Annotated in this window: 20 protein-coding genes; 9 read left to right on the top strand and 11 right to left on the bottom strand. The window is 45.3% G+C overall.

Translation table 11 applies throughout. The annotated features are described in order from the left end of the window. Nucleotide 1 precedes the first annotated feature (1 nt). Genes lysS through NITUZ_RS02680 form a run of 3 tightly spaced genes read left to right on the top strand, consistent with a single transcriptional unit; the run spans nucleotide 2 to nucleotide 2,696 of the window. Nucleotides 2-1,597, top strand: coding sequence for a lysine--tRNA ligase (lysS, locus tag NITUZ_RS02690; protein WP_048195053.1), 1,596 nt, complete (start codon nucleotides 2-4; stop codon nucleotides 1,595-1,597). A 1-nt stretch (nucleotide 1,598) separates the two neighbouring features. Next, nucleotides 1,599-1,784: a hypothetical protein gene (locus tag NITUZ_RS02685; protein ID WP_048195051.1), complete on the top strand. Its 186-nt coding sequence runs from the start codon at nucleotides 1,599-1,601 to the stop codon at nucleotides 1,782-1,784. A 39-nt stretch (nucleotides 1,785-1,823) separates the two neighbouring features. Beyond that, on the top strand, nucleotides 1,824-2,696 hold the full coding sequence (locus NITUZ_RS02680; RefSeq protein ID WP_048195049.1) for a coiled-coil domain-containing protein: 873 nt from the start codon (nucleotides 1,824-1,826) through the stop codon (nucleotides 2,694-2,696). 1 nt (nucleotide 2,697) lies between these two features. Here the strand turns inward: NITUZ_RS02680 and NITUZ_RS02675 are convergent, their stop codons facing one another. Continuing rightward, entirely contained in the window at nucleotides 2,698-3,225 is a 528-nt protein-coding gene (locus tag NITUZ_RS02675; protein ID WP_048195047.1) for an AN1-type zinc finger domain-containing protein, read from the bottom strand. A gap of 106 nt (nucleotides 3,226-3,331) precedes the next feature. On the opposite strand from NITUZ_RS02675, the gene NITUZ_RS10120 reads away from it, so the two are divergent. Together NITUZ_RS10120 and NITUZ_RS10115 are read left to right on the top strand one after the other, a co-directional pair. After that, nucleotides 3,332-3,469 (top strand): hypothetical protein, encoded by a 138-nt coding sequence (locus NITUZ_RS10120; protein ID WP_177309444.1) that lies wholly within the window; start codon nucleotides 3,332-3,334, stop codon nucleotides 3,467-3,469. Nucleotides 3,470-3,562: 93 nt separating this feature from the next. Beyond that, entirely contained in the window at nucleotides 3,563-3,736 is a 174-nt protein-coding gene (locus NITUZ_RS10115) for a hypothetical protein (RefSeq protein WP_177309443.1), read from the top strand. A 9-nt stretch (nucleotides 3,737-3,745) separates the two neighbouring features. On the opposite strand, the gene NITUZ_RS02670 is transcribed toward NITUZ_RS10115, so the two are convergent. Beyond that, nucleotides 3,746-4,975, bottom strand: coding sequence for an MFS transporter (locus NITUZ_RS02670; protein ID WP_244443794.1), 1,230 nt, complete (start codon nucleotides 4,973-4,975; stop codon nucleotides 3,746-3,748). A gap of 44 nt (nucleotides 4,976-5,019) precedes the next feature. Continuing rightward, a complete protein-coding gene (locus NITUZ_RS02665; RefSeq protein ID WP_048195043.1) occupies nucleotides 5,020-5,535 on the bottom strand; it encodes a DM13 domain-containing protein in 516 nt (171 codons plus the stop codon). Between the two features lie 197 nt (nucleotides 5,536-5,732). Between NITUZ_RS02665 and NITUZ_RS02660 the strand changes: the two genes are divergently transcribed. From NITUZ_RS02660 to NITUZ_RS02645, 4 genes are all read left to right on the top strand, one after another. Then, entirely contained in the window at nucleotides 5,733-6,260 is a 528-nt protein-coding gene (locus tag NITUZ_RS02660; RefSeq protein WP_048195041.1) for a hypothetical protein, read from the top strand. Nucleotides 6,261-6,282: 22 nt separating this feature from the next. Beyond that, entirely contained in the window at nucleotides 6,283-7,350 is a 1,068-nt protein-coding gene (locus NITUZ_RS02655; protein WP_048195039.1) for a radical SAM/SPASM domain-containing protein, read from the top strand. After that, nucleotides 7,347-7,802, top strand: coding sequence for a cupin domain-containing protein (locus tag NITUZ_RS02650; RefSeq protein WP_320409002.1), 456 nt, complete (start codon nucleotides 7,347-7,349; stop codon nucleotides 7,800-7,802). Before NITUZ_RS02655 ends, NITUZ_RS02650 begins: the two co-directional genes overlap by 4 nt. A gap of 158 nt (nucleotides 7,803-7,960) precedes the next feature. Beyond that, nucleotides 7,961-8,359 (top strand): response regulator, encoded by a 399-nt coding sequence (locus NITUZ_RS02645; RefSeq protein ID WP_048195038.1) that lies wholly within the window; start codon nucleotides 7,961-7,963, stop codon nucleotides 8,357-8,359. A gap of 6 nt (nucleotides 8,360-8,365) precedes the next feature. On the opposite strand, the gene NITUZ_RS09620 is transcribed toward NITUZ_RS02645, so the two are convergent. The 8 genes from NITUZ_RS09620 to NITUZ_RS02605 form a co-directional block, all read right to left on the bottom strand. Next, complete coding sequence (locus tag NITUZ_RS09620) at nucleotides 8,366-8,983, bottom strand: DM13 domain-containing protein (protein WP_052370040.1); 618 nt, start codon at nucleotides 8,981-8,983, stop codon at nucleotides 8,366-8,368. 2 nt (nucleotides 8,984-8,985) lie between these two features. After that, entirely contained in the window at nucleotides 8,986-9,528 is a 543-nt protein-coding gene (locus NITUZ_RS02635) for a hypothetical protein (RefSeq protein ID WP_048195036.1), read from the bottom strand. Further along, nucleotides 9,525-10,133 (bottom strand): hypothetical protein, encoded by a 609-nt coding sequence (locus NITUZ_RS02630; RefSeq protein ID WP_048195033.1) that lies wholly within the window; start codon nucleotides 10,131-10,133, stop codon nucleotides 9,525-9,527. Before NITUZ_RS02630 ends, NITUZ_RS02635 begins: the two co-directional genes overlap by 4 nt. Before the next feature lie 383 nt (nucleotides 10,134-10,516). Then, nucleotides 10,517-11,296, bottom strand: a complete 780-nt coding sequence (locus tag NITUZ_RS02625; protein ID WP_048195031.1) for a DUF72 domain-containing protein — start codon at nucleotides 11,294-11,296, stop codon at nucleotides 10,517-10,519. Between the two features lie 3 nt (nucleotides 11,297-11,299). After that, nucleotides 11,300-12,394, bottom strand: a complete 1,095-nt coding sequence (locus tag NITUZ_RS02620; protein WP_048195029.1) for a J domain-containing protein — start codon at nucleotides 12,392-12,394, stop codon at nucleotides 11,300-11,302. Nucleotides 12,395-12,418: 24 nt separating this feature from the next. Next, complete coding sequence (locus NITUZ_RS02615; RefSeq protein WP_048195023.1) at nucleotides 12,419-12,730, bottom strand: hypothetical protein; 312 nt, start codon at nucleotides 12,728-12,730, stop codon at nucleotides 12,419-12,421. A gap of 30 nt (nucleotides 12,731-12,760) precedes the next feature. Then, nucleotides 12,761-13,012, bottom strand: coding sequence for a hypothetical protein (locus NITUZ_RS02610; RefSeq protein ID WP_048195945.1), 252 nt, complete (start codon nucleotides 13,010-13,012; stop codon nucleotides 12,761-12,763). A 243-nt stretch (nucleotides 13,013-13,255) separates the two neighbouring features. Next, complete coding sequence (locus tag NITUZ_RS02605; protein ID WP_048195021.1) at nucleotides 13,256-13,546, bottom strand: hypothetical protein; 291 nt, start codon at nucleotides 13,544-13,546, stop codon at nucleotides 13,256-13,258. Nucleotides 13,547-13,556 lie beyond the last annotated feature (10 nt).

Here is a 13,556-nt window from a genome sequence, read left to right as displayed (position 1 = left end):
AATGTCCGAAGACGATGAGCGAGTAATTATCGGAAAGGGAACTTGGATAGACAAGCTTGCCTCAGAGATGATAGAGCGCGAAAAACAGCTTGGAAGAGATACATCTATGCTCAGGGTCGAGTCAGGGCTTGGAGCATCCGGCATACCGCATATAGGAAGCCTTGGAGATGCTGTACGCGCATTTGGGGTCAAGCTTGCACTAGAGAACCTCGGATACAAATCAGAGCTTATCGCATATTCGGACGATCTTGACGGACTGCGAAAGATTCCGGAGGGGCTGCCGTCTTGGCTTGAGGAGCACCTTGGCAAACCAGTGTCTTTGATTCCAGACCCGTTCGGAACACATGAGTCATACGGGATGCACATGAGCAGCATACTCCTTGATGGGCTTGATAAGCTTGGAATAAAGTACAAGTTCCAACGCGCAATAGAGACATACAAGCAGGGCCTGTTGAAAAGTCAAATCCACACAATTCTGACAAATTCCGAAAGAATTGGAAAGCAGATAGAGGACATGGTGGGGCAGGAAAAATATCAGAAATTTCTTCCATATTATCCAGTCTGCACAAAATGCAGCAGACTGTACACGGCCCAGTCGTACGAATACGACTCTGAAAGAATGAAAGTAAAGTACAGATGCGTCGATGCAGAAATCGGATCCAGGATGCTAAAGGGATGTGGTCACGAGGGAGAAGCAGACATTGCAAAGGATCTTGGCAAGCTTGCATGGAAGGTAGAGTTTGCCGCAAGATGGCATGCATTTGACATAAGATTTGAAGCGTATGGAAAAGATATCATGGACTCTGTCAAGGTCAACGACTGGGTATCAGATGAAATACTTGGTCATCCTCACCCGCACCATGTCAAATACGAGATGTTCCTTGATAAGGGAGGAAAAAAGATTTCAAAGTCGGCTGGCAACGTTGTGACCTCGCAGAAATGGTTCAGATACGGCACACCAAAATCGATGCTACTGCTTTTGTACAAGAGAATAACTGGTGCAAGGGAACTTGGATTTGAGGATATACCGGTATTGATGGACGAGTACAATGAGCTTGAGGACATCTACTTTGGTAAGATAAAAGTCGACAATGAGGCAAAGCTTGTAAAATCACGCGGCCTCTACGAATATGTCAATCTTCTTAATCCTCCAAAGACGGCTCCAACTCACGTGAACTTTAGGCTGCTCATCGAGCTGTGCCGCATCTTCAAGGAAGACAGGATAAGCCTTGTGACAAAAAAGCTAATCGATTACGGTGCAATAAAGGCACCAGAACCACACATAGATGAGCTCATAACACTGGCAGGAAACTATGCTGACGACTTTGAAGACTCTGAGACGACGGCAGTTCAGATAAACGAGCAGGCAAAAAAGGCGCTAGGACAGCTTGTCAAGGTCCTATCATCTGAGAGCGAACCAGAGGACCTGCAGAACACCATTTACAACATATCAAAAGAAAACAACGTGGCTCCAAAAGAATTCTTTATGATATTATACCAGATTATCATAGGGGCAAGCCGGGGCCCGAAGATCGGCCCCTTTATCATGGACATTGGTCGCAAGAAGGTAGCCCAGACCATATCACGGCATATCTGATATGGCCCACAGCGAGCACAACAGGCCGAAAAAAAGCGGCGCGTATTTTCTGATAATCCTTGGCGCGCTGCTCTTTATGATTGCCCCACTGATGTTCTCAGAGACGCCGGAGACAGGTCTTGTCATAATAGTGGTCGGATTCCTAGTGGGAGGCCTTGGATTTTACCTCAGATTCGTAAAAAAATGAATAAAGGTGCCTGCCTTTTGCTTACAGGAGTGACTTTTGATGGGACTGTTTAAGCGCAAAAAAGAGGAAAATGCAGAGCCTGCAGAACAAAAGCATCAAGAAGAGCAAGTCAGAATAAAGAGTCCGGAAGAGATCAGGGCCGAGCAGACAGCAACAGAGCTAGCATACCTTGAGGGCGAAATAAGATCAAAGACAGAGCACCTCAGATCAGTTACTGAAAAACTCTCACTTGTAAAGCAAGAATATGATCAGGTAACTGCAAGTCTGATGAGCACTAAAAAGGAAATCAATGAGAGAAAATCCGAGATAGATTCTCTACGAGAGCAACACCAACAAATTATCCAGCAGATAAGGCAGGCAAAGACCGACCTAGAGTCCGCAAGAAAAGAATTTGAAGTGAAAAAAGAGGCACTCGGAGAGCTTGCCAAAGCCCGTTCTGAGCTTGAACAGGCAAGAAAAGAATATCTTGCATTAAAGGGCGAAAGCGAGGAATTCAAAATTCAGCTTGATGTGATAAAAAAATCGTACGAGGATACAAGAAAATCGTACGAGACAGCAAACCAGTCCCTTACCAAGGCAAATTCCGAGTTGGAAGAGATAAAAAGACAAACAGAAGTCCTAAAAGCAGAGCAGGATACTGCGATAAAGGAGGCAGAGGCAAAAAGAAAAGAAGTCGAGCTCGCAAAAAAAGAGCTAAAATTCATCGAGGAGCAGATGGCAAACGTCGGTGAAAGGACCGCCCCAAAGAATGTTGTAGCTGCTGCAAGCTCAGTTGTATCGTCACTGAATGCCAAGCTACTTGCGACGCAAAAAGAGCTTGAGATTGTCAGGACAGCATTACAGCGTGAAAGAGCAGAACACCTTGAAGCAAGAAAAAAGCTCGACGAGGTTGCAAGGAAGGATGCTCAGTAGATCACTTGAGGCGTTTTAGAATTTCCTTTTTGATAAATAGAAATTCTTCGTTTGAGAGAACGCCTTTTTCCTTCAGCGATGCCAGCTTGGTTAGCTGTTCCACTATGCCCTCTTTTGCAATATTCCTTTCTTCCACAATAGGTGATTCGGGTTGTACCTCGATTGACTGCAGCTCAAAATGGGAAGTGTTGCCTATCTCCTCAAGAAACGTGTTGCCAGAGCACCCCACAACCTGCATGTGCTGGATAAGCTCCTCGCCTGCAAATTCTATGAGCATGCCCTTGGCTGACTTGTATCCGCATGTATCGCACGTTACCACAAAGCTTCCCGTTGCCAGGTTTGGCACAGAATCGGCACGGGTCTTTCTCACATATTCGGCGTATCTTGTCTTGCCGCACTGGTGACTGTCAGTTGACATGTGGTCATCACAGAACCTGAATCCGCAGTACTGGCACTTTGAGGGAGTCCTTAGGATCTCTCCGCAAAATAGGCACGAATTGGCTTTTGTTTTTGGGGGCGATAGGCTCAACCTGAATGAGGATTGTGCCTAATTATTAAAAAGGACCAGCTCGTACTGGATGAAATTTTATGCTTCTCAGGACTAGTTTTTATTTTTGGATTGATGCATCAATACATTGTCTGTCATCAGGACCATCGGCAGGGGCATATTGTTTGTCGCAGTAGGAATAGTCACAATAACTGTCGGATTTTTTATGCTCAGAGGGACCATGAATATGTGGAACCGCTCAAAAAAGGATGACACATCAGAATGAGTCAAACTGACAGATAGCGTCTATAATAAGCTAAAAGATGACCAAAGTAGACAAGACATCATCTAAAAATAGTGCAAATGCATACCAAGTGGCATGGTAGGACCAAGGGACGGTGGATTTGGGTTCGATCAGTCAAAAAAATACAGTGATGTTGACAACATTGACCAGGTCTGCGTTCAGTGCCAGGCAGGGTCCCATGATAGGTGTGTTGCAAGAGAAGACCAATCAAAGAGCTGCGAGTGCGAGCGATGCATAGAGTTCGGCTAGATTCTGCCGCTATTTGTCTTGTTCGTGCTCTGGCTTTATCTTCTTAAAGTTAGAATACAACAGAACATCATATATTATTTTGAGCGTGCCGCCAAGTACAAATGGGGCTGAAAGTAGTAGGGACTGTATCAGTACCCCGGCAATTGACGGGCTGACAGCCTGCGTTATGTTCCTTGATGTATTTGTAATACCGGCTGCGGCGATTCGTTCCTCATCTTTTACCACCGATGCAAGATACGACTGTCTTGTTGGCACGTCCATCTGTGACATTCCCATCCTTGCCAGATACAACAAAAATGCAATCTGAAATGTCGGAGCAAACGCAATAAATATCATCAACGCATTTGACGGAATGTGAGTAAAGACCATCGTGTTTATCAGCCCTATCCTGTCTGCCAGCTTTGTTGCGACAATAAATGAGAATGCAGTAAGCACGCCAGCTATTGAGAAAACCATCGAAAGATCAGACAATGTGACATCAAAGCGAGTGAAAAACCAGAATGAGACTATACTCTGGAGCACAAATCCGCCTGCAAAGGAATCAAGTGAGAATAGTGCGGCCAGTTTTGTAACTATCTTCTTTGATTGAGGCGATAGATTGATTGCAGACGGTTTGTCCTTGGCGTTTTTTTCTGTGAGCTCAATCTCCCTTGAAAGAAAGCAGTAAATCACGGCTGCCGCGATTCCTGCCAGCATGTAAAGCAAAAACAGCATCCTAAAAGAATCAGTTGCTTCCACCGCAAGCGACTGCAAAATAGAGGGAAGACCTGCAAGCAGCGCACCCCCAGACATTGAGAGCATTGCTGCCATGTTATAAAATCCGAACGCCGTGTTTTGCTTTCTTATGTTACGTATAGTCTTTGGCAGTATACCCTGCTCAAGTGATAAAAATGCACTTGTCTCAGCACCAGTTACGTTGACAGTTCCAATCAGTGCAGCAACTATTAGTGCCACATAGTTGTCTGTAACCAGGAATATGGCACCTGAGACTGCCATCATGACAGCATACAGAATTAGTATTTTCTTTCTGCCAATGCGGTCTGCGTAAAAGCTTGCAAACATTGTAAAGATAATGCTGTTTACAAGCGTTGCAGAAATGACAAGGCCAATCATTACGTCGCTAAGCCCAATCGACTTGAGATAGATTGCAAGTATGATGCTCAAAAAACCATACGAGAATGCGCGTATTATTCTAGCATAAAGGATCAGTTTTCCATCAAGTGAGAGCCAATCAAGCAACGATATGCAGTGATAAAGCATCCATATTATTTGATTTGAAAAAATTAGGAGAGCTCGGCGCTGCCGAACAGCACCGAGAACTGCTTGCACCATACAAGTGCAGTATCATACTTTGAGAGGTCTGTCCCTTCCGGGATCTGATAGTTTTGGTTGCCAATGTTTGCCTTGAGTGGCCCTAGGCTGACAAAGTCCGATGCAGACTTGTCAGTTGCCAAGTACACGTATAGGTCAGGCCCGTTAGTAGACCTGAAATCCTCAAATCGCAGTATCTTGTTTCCATCGTCTAACTGCAGTATCTTGGCAGTGCCCTGCGCATCGTGTATCCCATCGCCAACACCTACGAACATGCCAGATATCATGTTGAGCTTTGCCATAGAGCCATCAGACATCTTGTCTGCCATCATGGATTTGTCCTCCATCTTGTCTGCCATCATATCCGTTTTTAGGTTTGTAGGCAGCGGCTCGTCTATTGTGTTGTTTATAAAAAGCGGCGATATTGCATATGCTGCGACCGGAACCGCGATTGCCACAATTATGCCGACGATTATTTTCGTGTTCATTGTCAAGCCGAGGAAGATTTAGATTAAAACCGTTCTTCCAATTCTGTTCCAAATCAATTACAAATTTGGGCTCCGATTCACTGAATCCAATCATGAGATCATGTCTCTAACTCCTCGTCATCGCCCGAATGAAATTGATCCAATCAAGATAATAATCATCCTAAAACAGTTAAAGCCAAATATCCCAAATAACGTCCATGGAAAAATTCAAAGTGCAGGAAATGATAAGGGAGGAATTACAAAAAGTGCTAACCCACAAAGAAAGTCTCCATGACGGCTGCGCCGCATGCCACATCATATTCTCGCTCAAAAACAAGACTGGCACATCAGAACAAGACTGCGCTGATGCATTATCCGAAGCCCTTACAGCAGATCCTAAGCTTAACGAAGAGTTTATCGAGGCAATAGAAAAAATACACATGATAGAGAGGAACATGGGCGGCACTTTTGCACTTCGCGAAAGGGAATCAAAGGATGCGTATCTTGAGGCGTATTTTGCAAACGTCTTAGAGGAGCTCAGGGCAGACACAATAAAATACTCACAGCATGTAGTGCTCAGAAAACTAGTGCTGGCATACATCTCATTGTATTTGGCCCAGACTATAGGAGTTGACTATCATGCTGCAACTGAGGAGCTCTACTATCTTTTGCGCAAGACAGACTCGAAGAACGCCCAGATTGATGAGATAATCTCAAAGATACAGGCAGACCAGAATCATTTTTAAGAAATTTGCCAATCATAGAATCATGCCAGTAGATCTTATCAGGACCATCAACAGAGTTGGAAAATGGTCCGCAAGCAGGATGGTTGGAAAGAGAAGACCAATAGTGGCAGTATTCAGTCTTACACATTATTGTAATTATTATTGCCCCATGTGCCCGTTTGGAGATGCCGACAAGGAAGGGCAGCTAAAGGTTGCCCACAGGGATGATCTTACCACGGAGCAGTGGAAGCATGTATTTGAGAAAGTATCAAGATATTGCATCTGGTCTATAATTGAAGGCGGCGAGCCCACGAGCAGGCCGGACTTTATGGAGCTTGTCAGACACCTGCACTCGCTTAAAATGCCGATCACACTTATCACAAACTGCTCACTTTTGCACAAAATAGACCTTGATGAGCTAAGAAAACACATACAATTCATCACATGTAGCATTGATTCTGTATTCGAAGAACCTTACTGCAAAGTGCGCGGTGTGCCGCCTTCAATGTACCACAAAGTGATGGAGAACTTGCAGCTGTTAAACGAGAAAAACGTTCCCCACTACTTTAACTCCGTGATAACAAAGTACAACACGGACGAGTTTGCAGACAAGTCGTATTTTGGGAGGGCCAGGCAGCTTGGAATAAAATCAGTCTCACTCACATTCGTTGAGGACAGAGCAGATGTCAACTATACGCTACTCCCAGACAGGGAGACAGTGAAGACAGTTTGCAAAAGCATACTTGAGCACATCAAAAGCGGACAATATCCAAAAGTCATGCTGCCACAACAATACTTTGAGCAGATACTGGAGCACGGGCGTGGCATGTTTGACGAGTGTGGCGTCTGGAAGTCCGTTTTTGTCAACGCGAACGGGACCATCATGGTACCTTGCTGGAAATACAATACGCCGGAGAGCACTTTTAATATTTTGCAAAATAGCATAGAGCAAATCTGGGATGCGCCACAATGGGAGATCGCAAAGACGTGCCATGACTGCGAAGTCCTCGGATGCATATGGTATTCCTCCCAGCCTGTCACAACGTTTGCGCAAAATTACATGCGAGGCCTATCAAAGATGATAAACCAAGCCCCGGAGATCAGATCATGATAAAAAAGTCAAGCATCCACTCCAGAGCAAACCCAAGGAAAGTAAACCCAGCATGGTTTACGGGCAAGGTAAGCATGACGGATATTTCTGCTTCCATAAAGCCCAAAGGCCACAACATCTATCATGTCAGATTTGAAAACGGTGCCAGAACCAAGATTCACTCTCATAATGGAGACCAGATACTATACGTCACATCAGGTATGGGCAGCCTTGAAACATTCTCAAAAAACGGCGGTAGCCAGGAAAGATTTGCCATAAAGAAAAAACAGAAAATCCCGCTGTCTGCAGGAGACATTGTCTTTATCCCAAGAGGTATGCTTCACACGCATGGCTCTATCAGCAAGAGGCAGATATTCTCTCACATTGCGTTCAATATTTTGGCAGCAAGAGAATACAAGACCACATGGTATGAATCGGATTTTAAGAAAAACGTACTAAATCCGATTAAATAACAGTACTAGTACGACAAACACTACACTAGTGCAAAATGAAGGAAGCTGTCCACCTACTTGCCGAGTCAGAATTTCACAATACTGCGGCTTGTAGGAATTTCATACTTTTTTAACATAAACACACACATCAAAATATCACACAAGTACCAAGCATCTACATGAACGAGCAAATTACTGCAATCATAGTTGATGATGAAAAAGACATTACTGATGTCTTTGCAGAATACTTGAAAATAATCGACGTTGATGTATTGGGCATAGGACATAACGGCAAGGATGCCGTGGACCTTTACAAAAGGCACAGGCCAGATATCGTGTTTTTAGACCTGATGATGCCAGAGTACGACGGCCTTTATGCGCTAGAGAACATCAGGGCCGACTCACCAAGTGCTATCGTCATAATAATAACTGCATACATGCATACTGCCAATGCAAACAGGCTTTTCAGCTTGCATCCAACCAAGGTAATCTCAAAGCCATGGGATTTGAATCAGATATACGATGTCGTAGAACAATTCCGCCCAGACAAGGCGGAAAAAATGCAGCAAACAAAATAACATGCATCAGTCAGATTTGAGGAAACGTGCGTGTGCATAATATTCATCAACTGACCTGCTGTACACTATGACCACGTTGTACATTTCCGTATCAACGCCGGTGGCATCATAGTTATGTGAACCCCTTGTTGCTTTTAGTGATCCAAGATCCACACCCGATGAGGCAGAGCCGTCCTTTGTTAGAAACACTCTCTGGTCAATCCCTGGCGTGATGTTCATATTCTCCAATCTCAAAAACGCCTTGTCTGCAGACTGGACAAGTATTGCAGTACCTGATGCCTCGTATCCTTTCAACGCCGTCAGCTGCGCCAGTTTGGCAAACCTTGCGTCCGATTTTGTCTGCTGTCGTATGTCATCCACAGTTTCCACAAGAAAGCTAGGATGCAATCTGGCTTCCTGCATCAGCAACCTTACCGTATCTGATGGCATACCATGTATGAGCGCTGTCCTCTCTGCCTCATCAAGGGACATCAGTACATCAAAGCTCAGACCGGTCCTATACTGCTCAAGCTTTGATGCAAGCACGTTCTGCTGCTCTGGAGGCACGTATGATGCTGCTACCACATAGTACATTCCGATAAGAAATGTTCCCACTACTACAGATATGGTAACCTGTCTCAGCATGTCTATGCCCCCTGAAACAGCATCTGTCGTTTTGTCTGGTGCTGCATTGCAATTGCAAAAAACACACCCATTACAATCCCATACACTATGTGCAGCTCAAGTGAGCCGATCATTACAAGCTCCACATTTAAGACAATTGCATCTGCCTCTGCGGAAAACCCACCTCCTTCTATCTGAGGAATCATAAGCAGCGTAGTAATAGGCACAAAAAACACCAAAAACACCACAATTCCAGTTACTGCTCCTGCAAACGCACCCTTTTTGAGTGATGATATCTCCATAATTTTGCCAAGGCACGAACCAAGGCCAAAGACAGTGCCTATTAGGGCCGCTGTGAGCATATGAGATACCATTCCCACTAGCGTGGCACCAAGTCCTGATATTCCAAGTGGCAGTCCTACCACCTTGTAAAAAGTTCCAGGCGATGAGCCCATGCTAAGGTCGATTACAAAAATACTTACAAATATGGCAAATCCGCCAACAAGTCCAGATACACATCCAACCTTTGCCCTGTTTGCAAAAAATAATGTGTTTGGAGCACTCATGTCGAAGGCCAGTGCTCACTTTCAAATTTTTTCCAGGCTTCCTTCTTTTCCTTCTTTTCTTTTCCCTTCATGTGATACTCCTCGTACAAGATCATCGAGCTGAAAAGTCCCATCACCGCTCCATACAGAACGTGCAGCACTAGTGAACCCCACAGAATCTTATCGTGCGTTTCCAACAGTATCTGGGCCACCCTCATGTCTTCCGGCGTGGCAGGTACAAGACCAGTTGCCTGCTCTGAGATTGCAGGAAACATCACGTACAGAGTTATCGGCATGAAAAATATCGCATATACCTGCAACCCTGTAACAGCACCCCCCAGTATTCCCTTTGGCACACTTGAGATGCGAAGCATTCTGTGTGACAGTGAGAATATGCAGAAAACCGCCCCGACAAGTGCGGCAGTTAGCATGTGAGCAAAAAATCCGAATGCAATTGCAGCCATTCCATCCAGTCCCACCACCAGGCCCACTGCCTTGTAGAACGTTCCAAACGGTACTCCGATCTCGCTGTCTATCCAGAAAAACGAGCTGAAAAGCGCAAACCCTCCTACCAAGCCTGCAACGCAGCCAGTCTTGGCCTTGGAGTACACTTCCGTGCTAATCATGCTCACCACCGAAAGGACTTGTTGTTCTGCAGCCTACATGTGCGCTTTTCAACCATACTAGTATGTGGAAAACAAATATAACATATTTTGTTATTATCCTTAAAATTCATATAATAATAAACTTGTAAAAATTAAAAATGTTTAACATTTCATACAAAAATCAAAAATCATCAAACAAATGTAAACATGGTGAGGATAGTATTGCAAGCAGTGCTTTGGAACCACGTTCCATGCTCGTTGACCTAGCAAGAGCGCATCAACGTTTTCTTGCTTGATACTATCCTAGGTACAGCATTACGCCCAACATCAATAAATCTGATCATCTTTGATCTGATCAATTGTAAGAAAACAATCCAAAAATCAAACGTTTGTTGAAAATCAGCTCAAAAATCATCGAGCTTCTTTTGGTTTTTCCATACAAGCTCATCAAGACCAAGCAACATACGCAGTTTGTTTGCCGTAGCAGCTGCAAAGCCCTCGTAGTGATTGTTTGCAAGAACTGCCGCAAACATTACCTTATCTTTTTGCTGCTCCAGCTTTGCAGCCCATTTTCTCAAATCCTCCGTCCTATCGCGCACCAGCTGCCCAAAGCTTTGCTGTGGAATCTTTCTGTCCCCGATTATTCTCAAATACAAAAAGTCCGACGTCACAGGCAGCGTGTTTTGCACATTCTGAACATCATTCCAGACAAGGCAGATGTTTCTATCGGTAAGGTACCGCACCGCATCCTCTGAGAACCAGCTCCGGTGGCGCCCCTCTACTACCATCCTTGCAAACATGTGCATAATCTCCTCAAGGCCTTCTCTTGCCTCCCAAAAAGATAGTGAGGGGGGAAGCTGTATGACGCTGAGCAAATACTTGGCATCAAGCGGCCTTAGCGCATCAAGGAACTTTTCAACATCATGTAGCGCTCCCTTGAGTCTTTTTTCATGAGTGATCATCTGCGGCAGCTTTGCGGTGAAGCGAAAGTGCGCTGGCGTTTGAGATGCCCATCTTTTTGCATCATTTGTCCCAGGCATACGGTAGAACGTAGAGTTTACCTCCGTTATGTCAAAAAATCTAGAATAAAACTTCAAAAACCTTGATGAATCCATTCCTGCAGGATAGAACGGTCCAACCCAGCCATCGTAGCTCCAGCCGGTGCACCCTATGCTAATTTCCAAGACTTATTTTCTCTTAAAGAGGCTGCCTAGTCTAAAGCCGCCCTGCTTTTCCTGCTTTTTGCCAATGCCATCAAGATACTCGTACGATATCTGCCTGCCATGTCCTACCATCCCCGACGTCTTCAGGTCCCGAAGCTTGAACCACTTGCCGTTCTCCAGCTTGATGAGCGCATCATCAGATAGCGCAAACCCGGAGCCCTCGTCATGGAACTCGATGTATCCTCCAGGCCTGAGCTCAAGCTCGCAGTTATAGTTAACAGTGGAGCCGAAAATCGATATTATACGCGCCCTGACCTTGACGTTGTTTATCAGGTTGTTGACAACCACAGTATCGCCATCAAGCAAGACAGTCTCGCGTGCAGTGCCTGCAACTATCTTGCCTTTGGGCGCTCTAAGCTCTGTAAAATGCTCCTTTGTGATGTACAGGCCCACCCTGCCCTGCGGGTCCTGCTGTAGCTCCCTTATTCCCGAGAGATTGCCCACTATGATATCCCCGTTATCTGCAGTTATCTTGGCGCCATGCTCTATTACAAAATTGTTCTTGAGTGCATCAACTAGAGTAAAGTTGCCCTTTGTTACCGTGATGATCGTCTTTGTACTCTCAGTTGGTGCAAAGTACGGGTTTGTCACGCTTCCTGCCATCATTATGCTGCCATCGTACGTAAAATGGCCAGCCCAGAACTTGCCTTTCACATACAGATCACCTGTCTGCTTGCGCTCAAACTCCATCTCCCCGAGCTCCTTTGAGCCGAAAAGCTTCGTGCCGGCCTGGTCAGAGCGGCTCAAGAGGCCTGCCCATTCCTGAGCAAGATCCATCTCGCGCGCCACATCGCCGGACAGTACAAGATTCCTCTTTTTTCTCTCCTCCTCCGAGTCGCCTGCATACACCCTGGCTTTTTTGAGCTTTTCAATGTCAGTATCAGGGTATGTCTTTCCCTGTTTGAGGTCCTCATACGCCTGGATTATCTTTTTTATCTTTTCCTCGTCCCCGCCCCTGTCTGAATGGTGGTCAAGAACGAGCTTTCTGAACGCGTCCCTTATCTCCTTCTCAGATGCCCCCAGCTTGACACCCAAAATATCGTAATTGCTCTCAACCATCCAGTCTTTTTTGATATTGATGGGTTATTTTGTTTTTTCAAGTGCCGCCTTGATGGCCCCAACATATCTTGATATAATATCTGTAAATACTGTCAGCTTGTCCTGAGGCAGTGCCATCGAGCCAGCCCGGACGTCAAGCTCGCGCTTTATTCTTGTCTGCTCCTCAAGTAAGAACTCCAGCTGGGTCCTGTTTTTCTCCCCAAGGCAGCCAACTGCCGAATCAAATTCTGATTCAAGCTTGTGTCTTATCTCAGAGAGATGAGGCGTTTCCCCGTATACGTCCTTGAATGAAAAACTCCCAAAGACCCTCCTGTTAAGATCGACCATTACTGCCACTGATGCTTTCCAGTATACTAAAATTTTGATTCAGCTAAAGCCGGCGCCGAACTTCTCGCCCTGCTGCAAAATGTCCACATCGCCCGCATCATGCAGCATCAGGTACAAAAACGCCTCGTTGACAAGGCTCCTTGCCTGCTCATCCCCTATCTCAAAGCTGGTCTTTGCAAAATCATAGTACTTGGCCAGTTTTTGAGGATCCTGCTCATCAAGAGGCACCTTGTCCTCTCGTATCAGCTGCGCGATCTTTTCTATCTTAGAGTCATGATCTGGGTCAGGCATCTGATCGTATTTGTCAGATTGGTTATTAAACATTGAAAATTTTTCATCTGCGACATGCACGAGTTGAAATTCTTCCATCAATTTTAAAGTCTTAAAAGTTTGGCTTGCGTATCATACCGTATGGAAGAATCGATCCAGCAGTGCCAGTGCCCCCCTGGCTCGGATAGCTATGTTGACGATGAGGGTATGAGAATCTGCAAGTCATGCGGCGGATGGATGCCGCAGTAACACCATTTTTGAGTGCTAAAACCCTTCAGGCGGATTTTGGATAAAGACATTGCATACAAGGCTGTCTGTTTTCTCATCCCGGAACTGCACGTTGCATGTGACAAACCTTCCCTTGAGCGCGCGCTCCAAGTCTTCTTGTGTCCTTTCCTCATATTGTGGGTCCTCAGGGTTGTCTACCTTGGCAATCACTATTCTTTCTGATTTGCCATACTCTGCCTTGTTGTCTTTTCTAAAGTGGGTCACTGCCATCACAAACGAGTTCCCAGAGACGCATCGTATCACAGGCCCTCCTATTCCATCTCCCATGACATATGTG

The sequence above is a fragment of the Candidatus Nitrosotenuis uzonensis genome, from assembly GCF_000723185.1.
GTDB lineage: Archaea > Thermoproteota > Nitrososphaeria > Nitrososphaerales > Nitrosopumilaceae > Nitrosotenuis > Nitrosotenuis uzonensis.
Note: the sequence above shows the minus strand (reverse complement) of the source record. Positions and strands in the feature narration are given on the sequence as shown.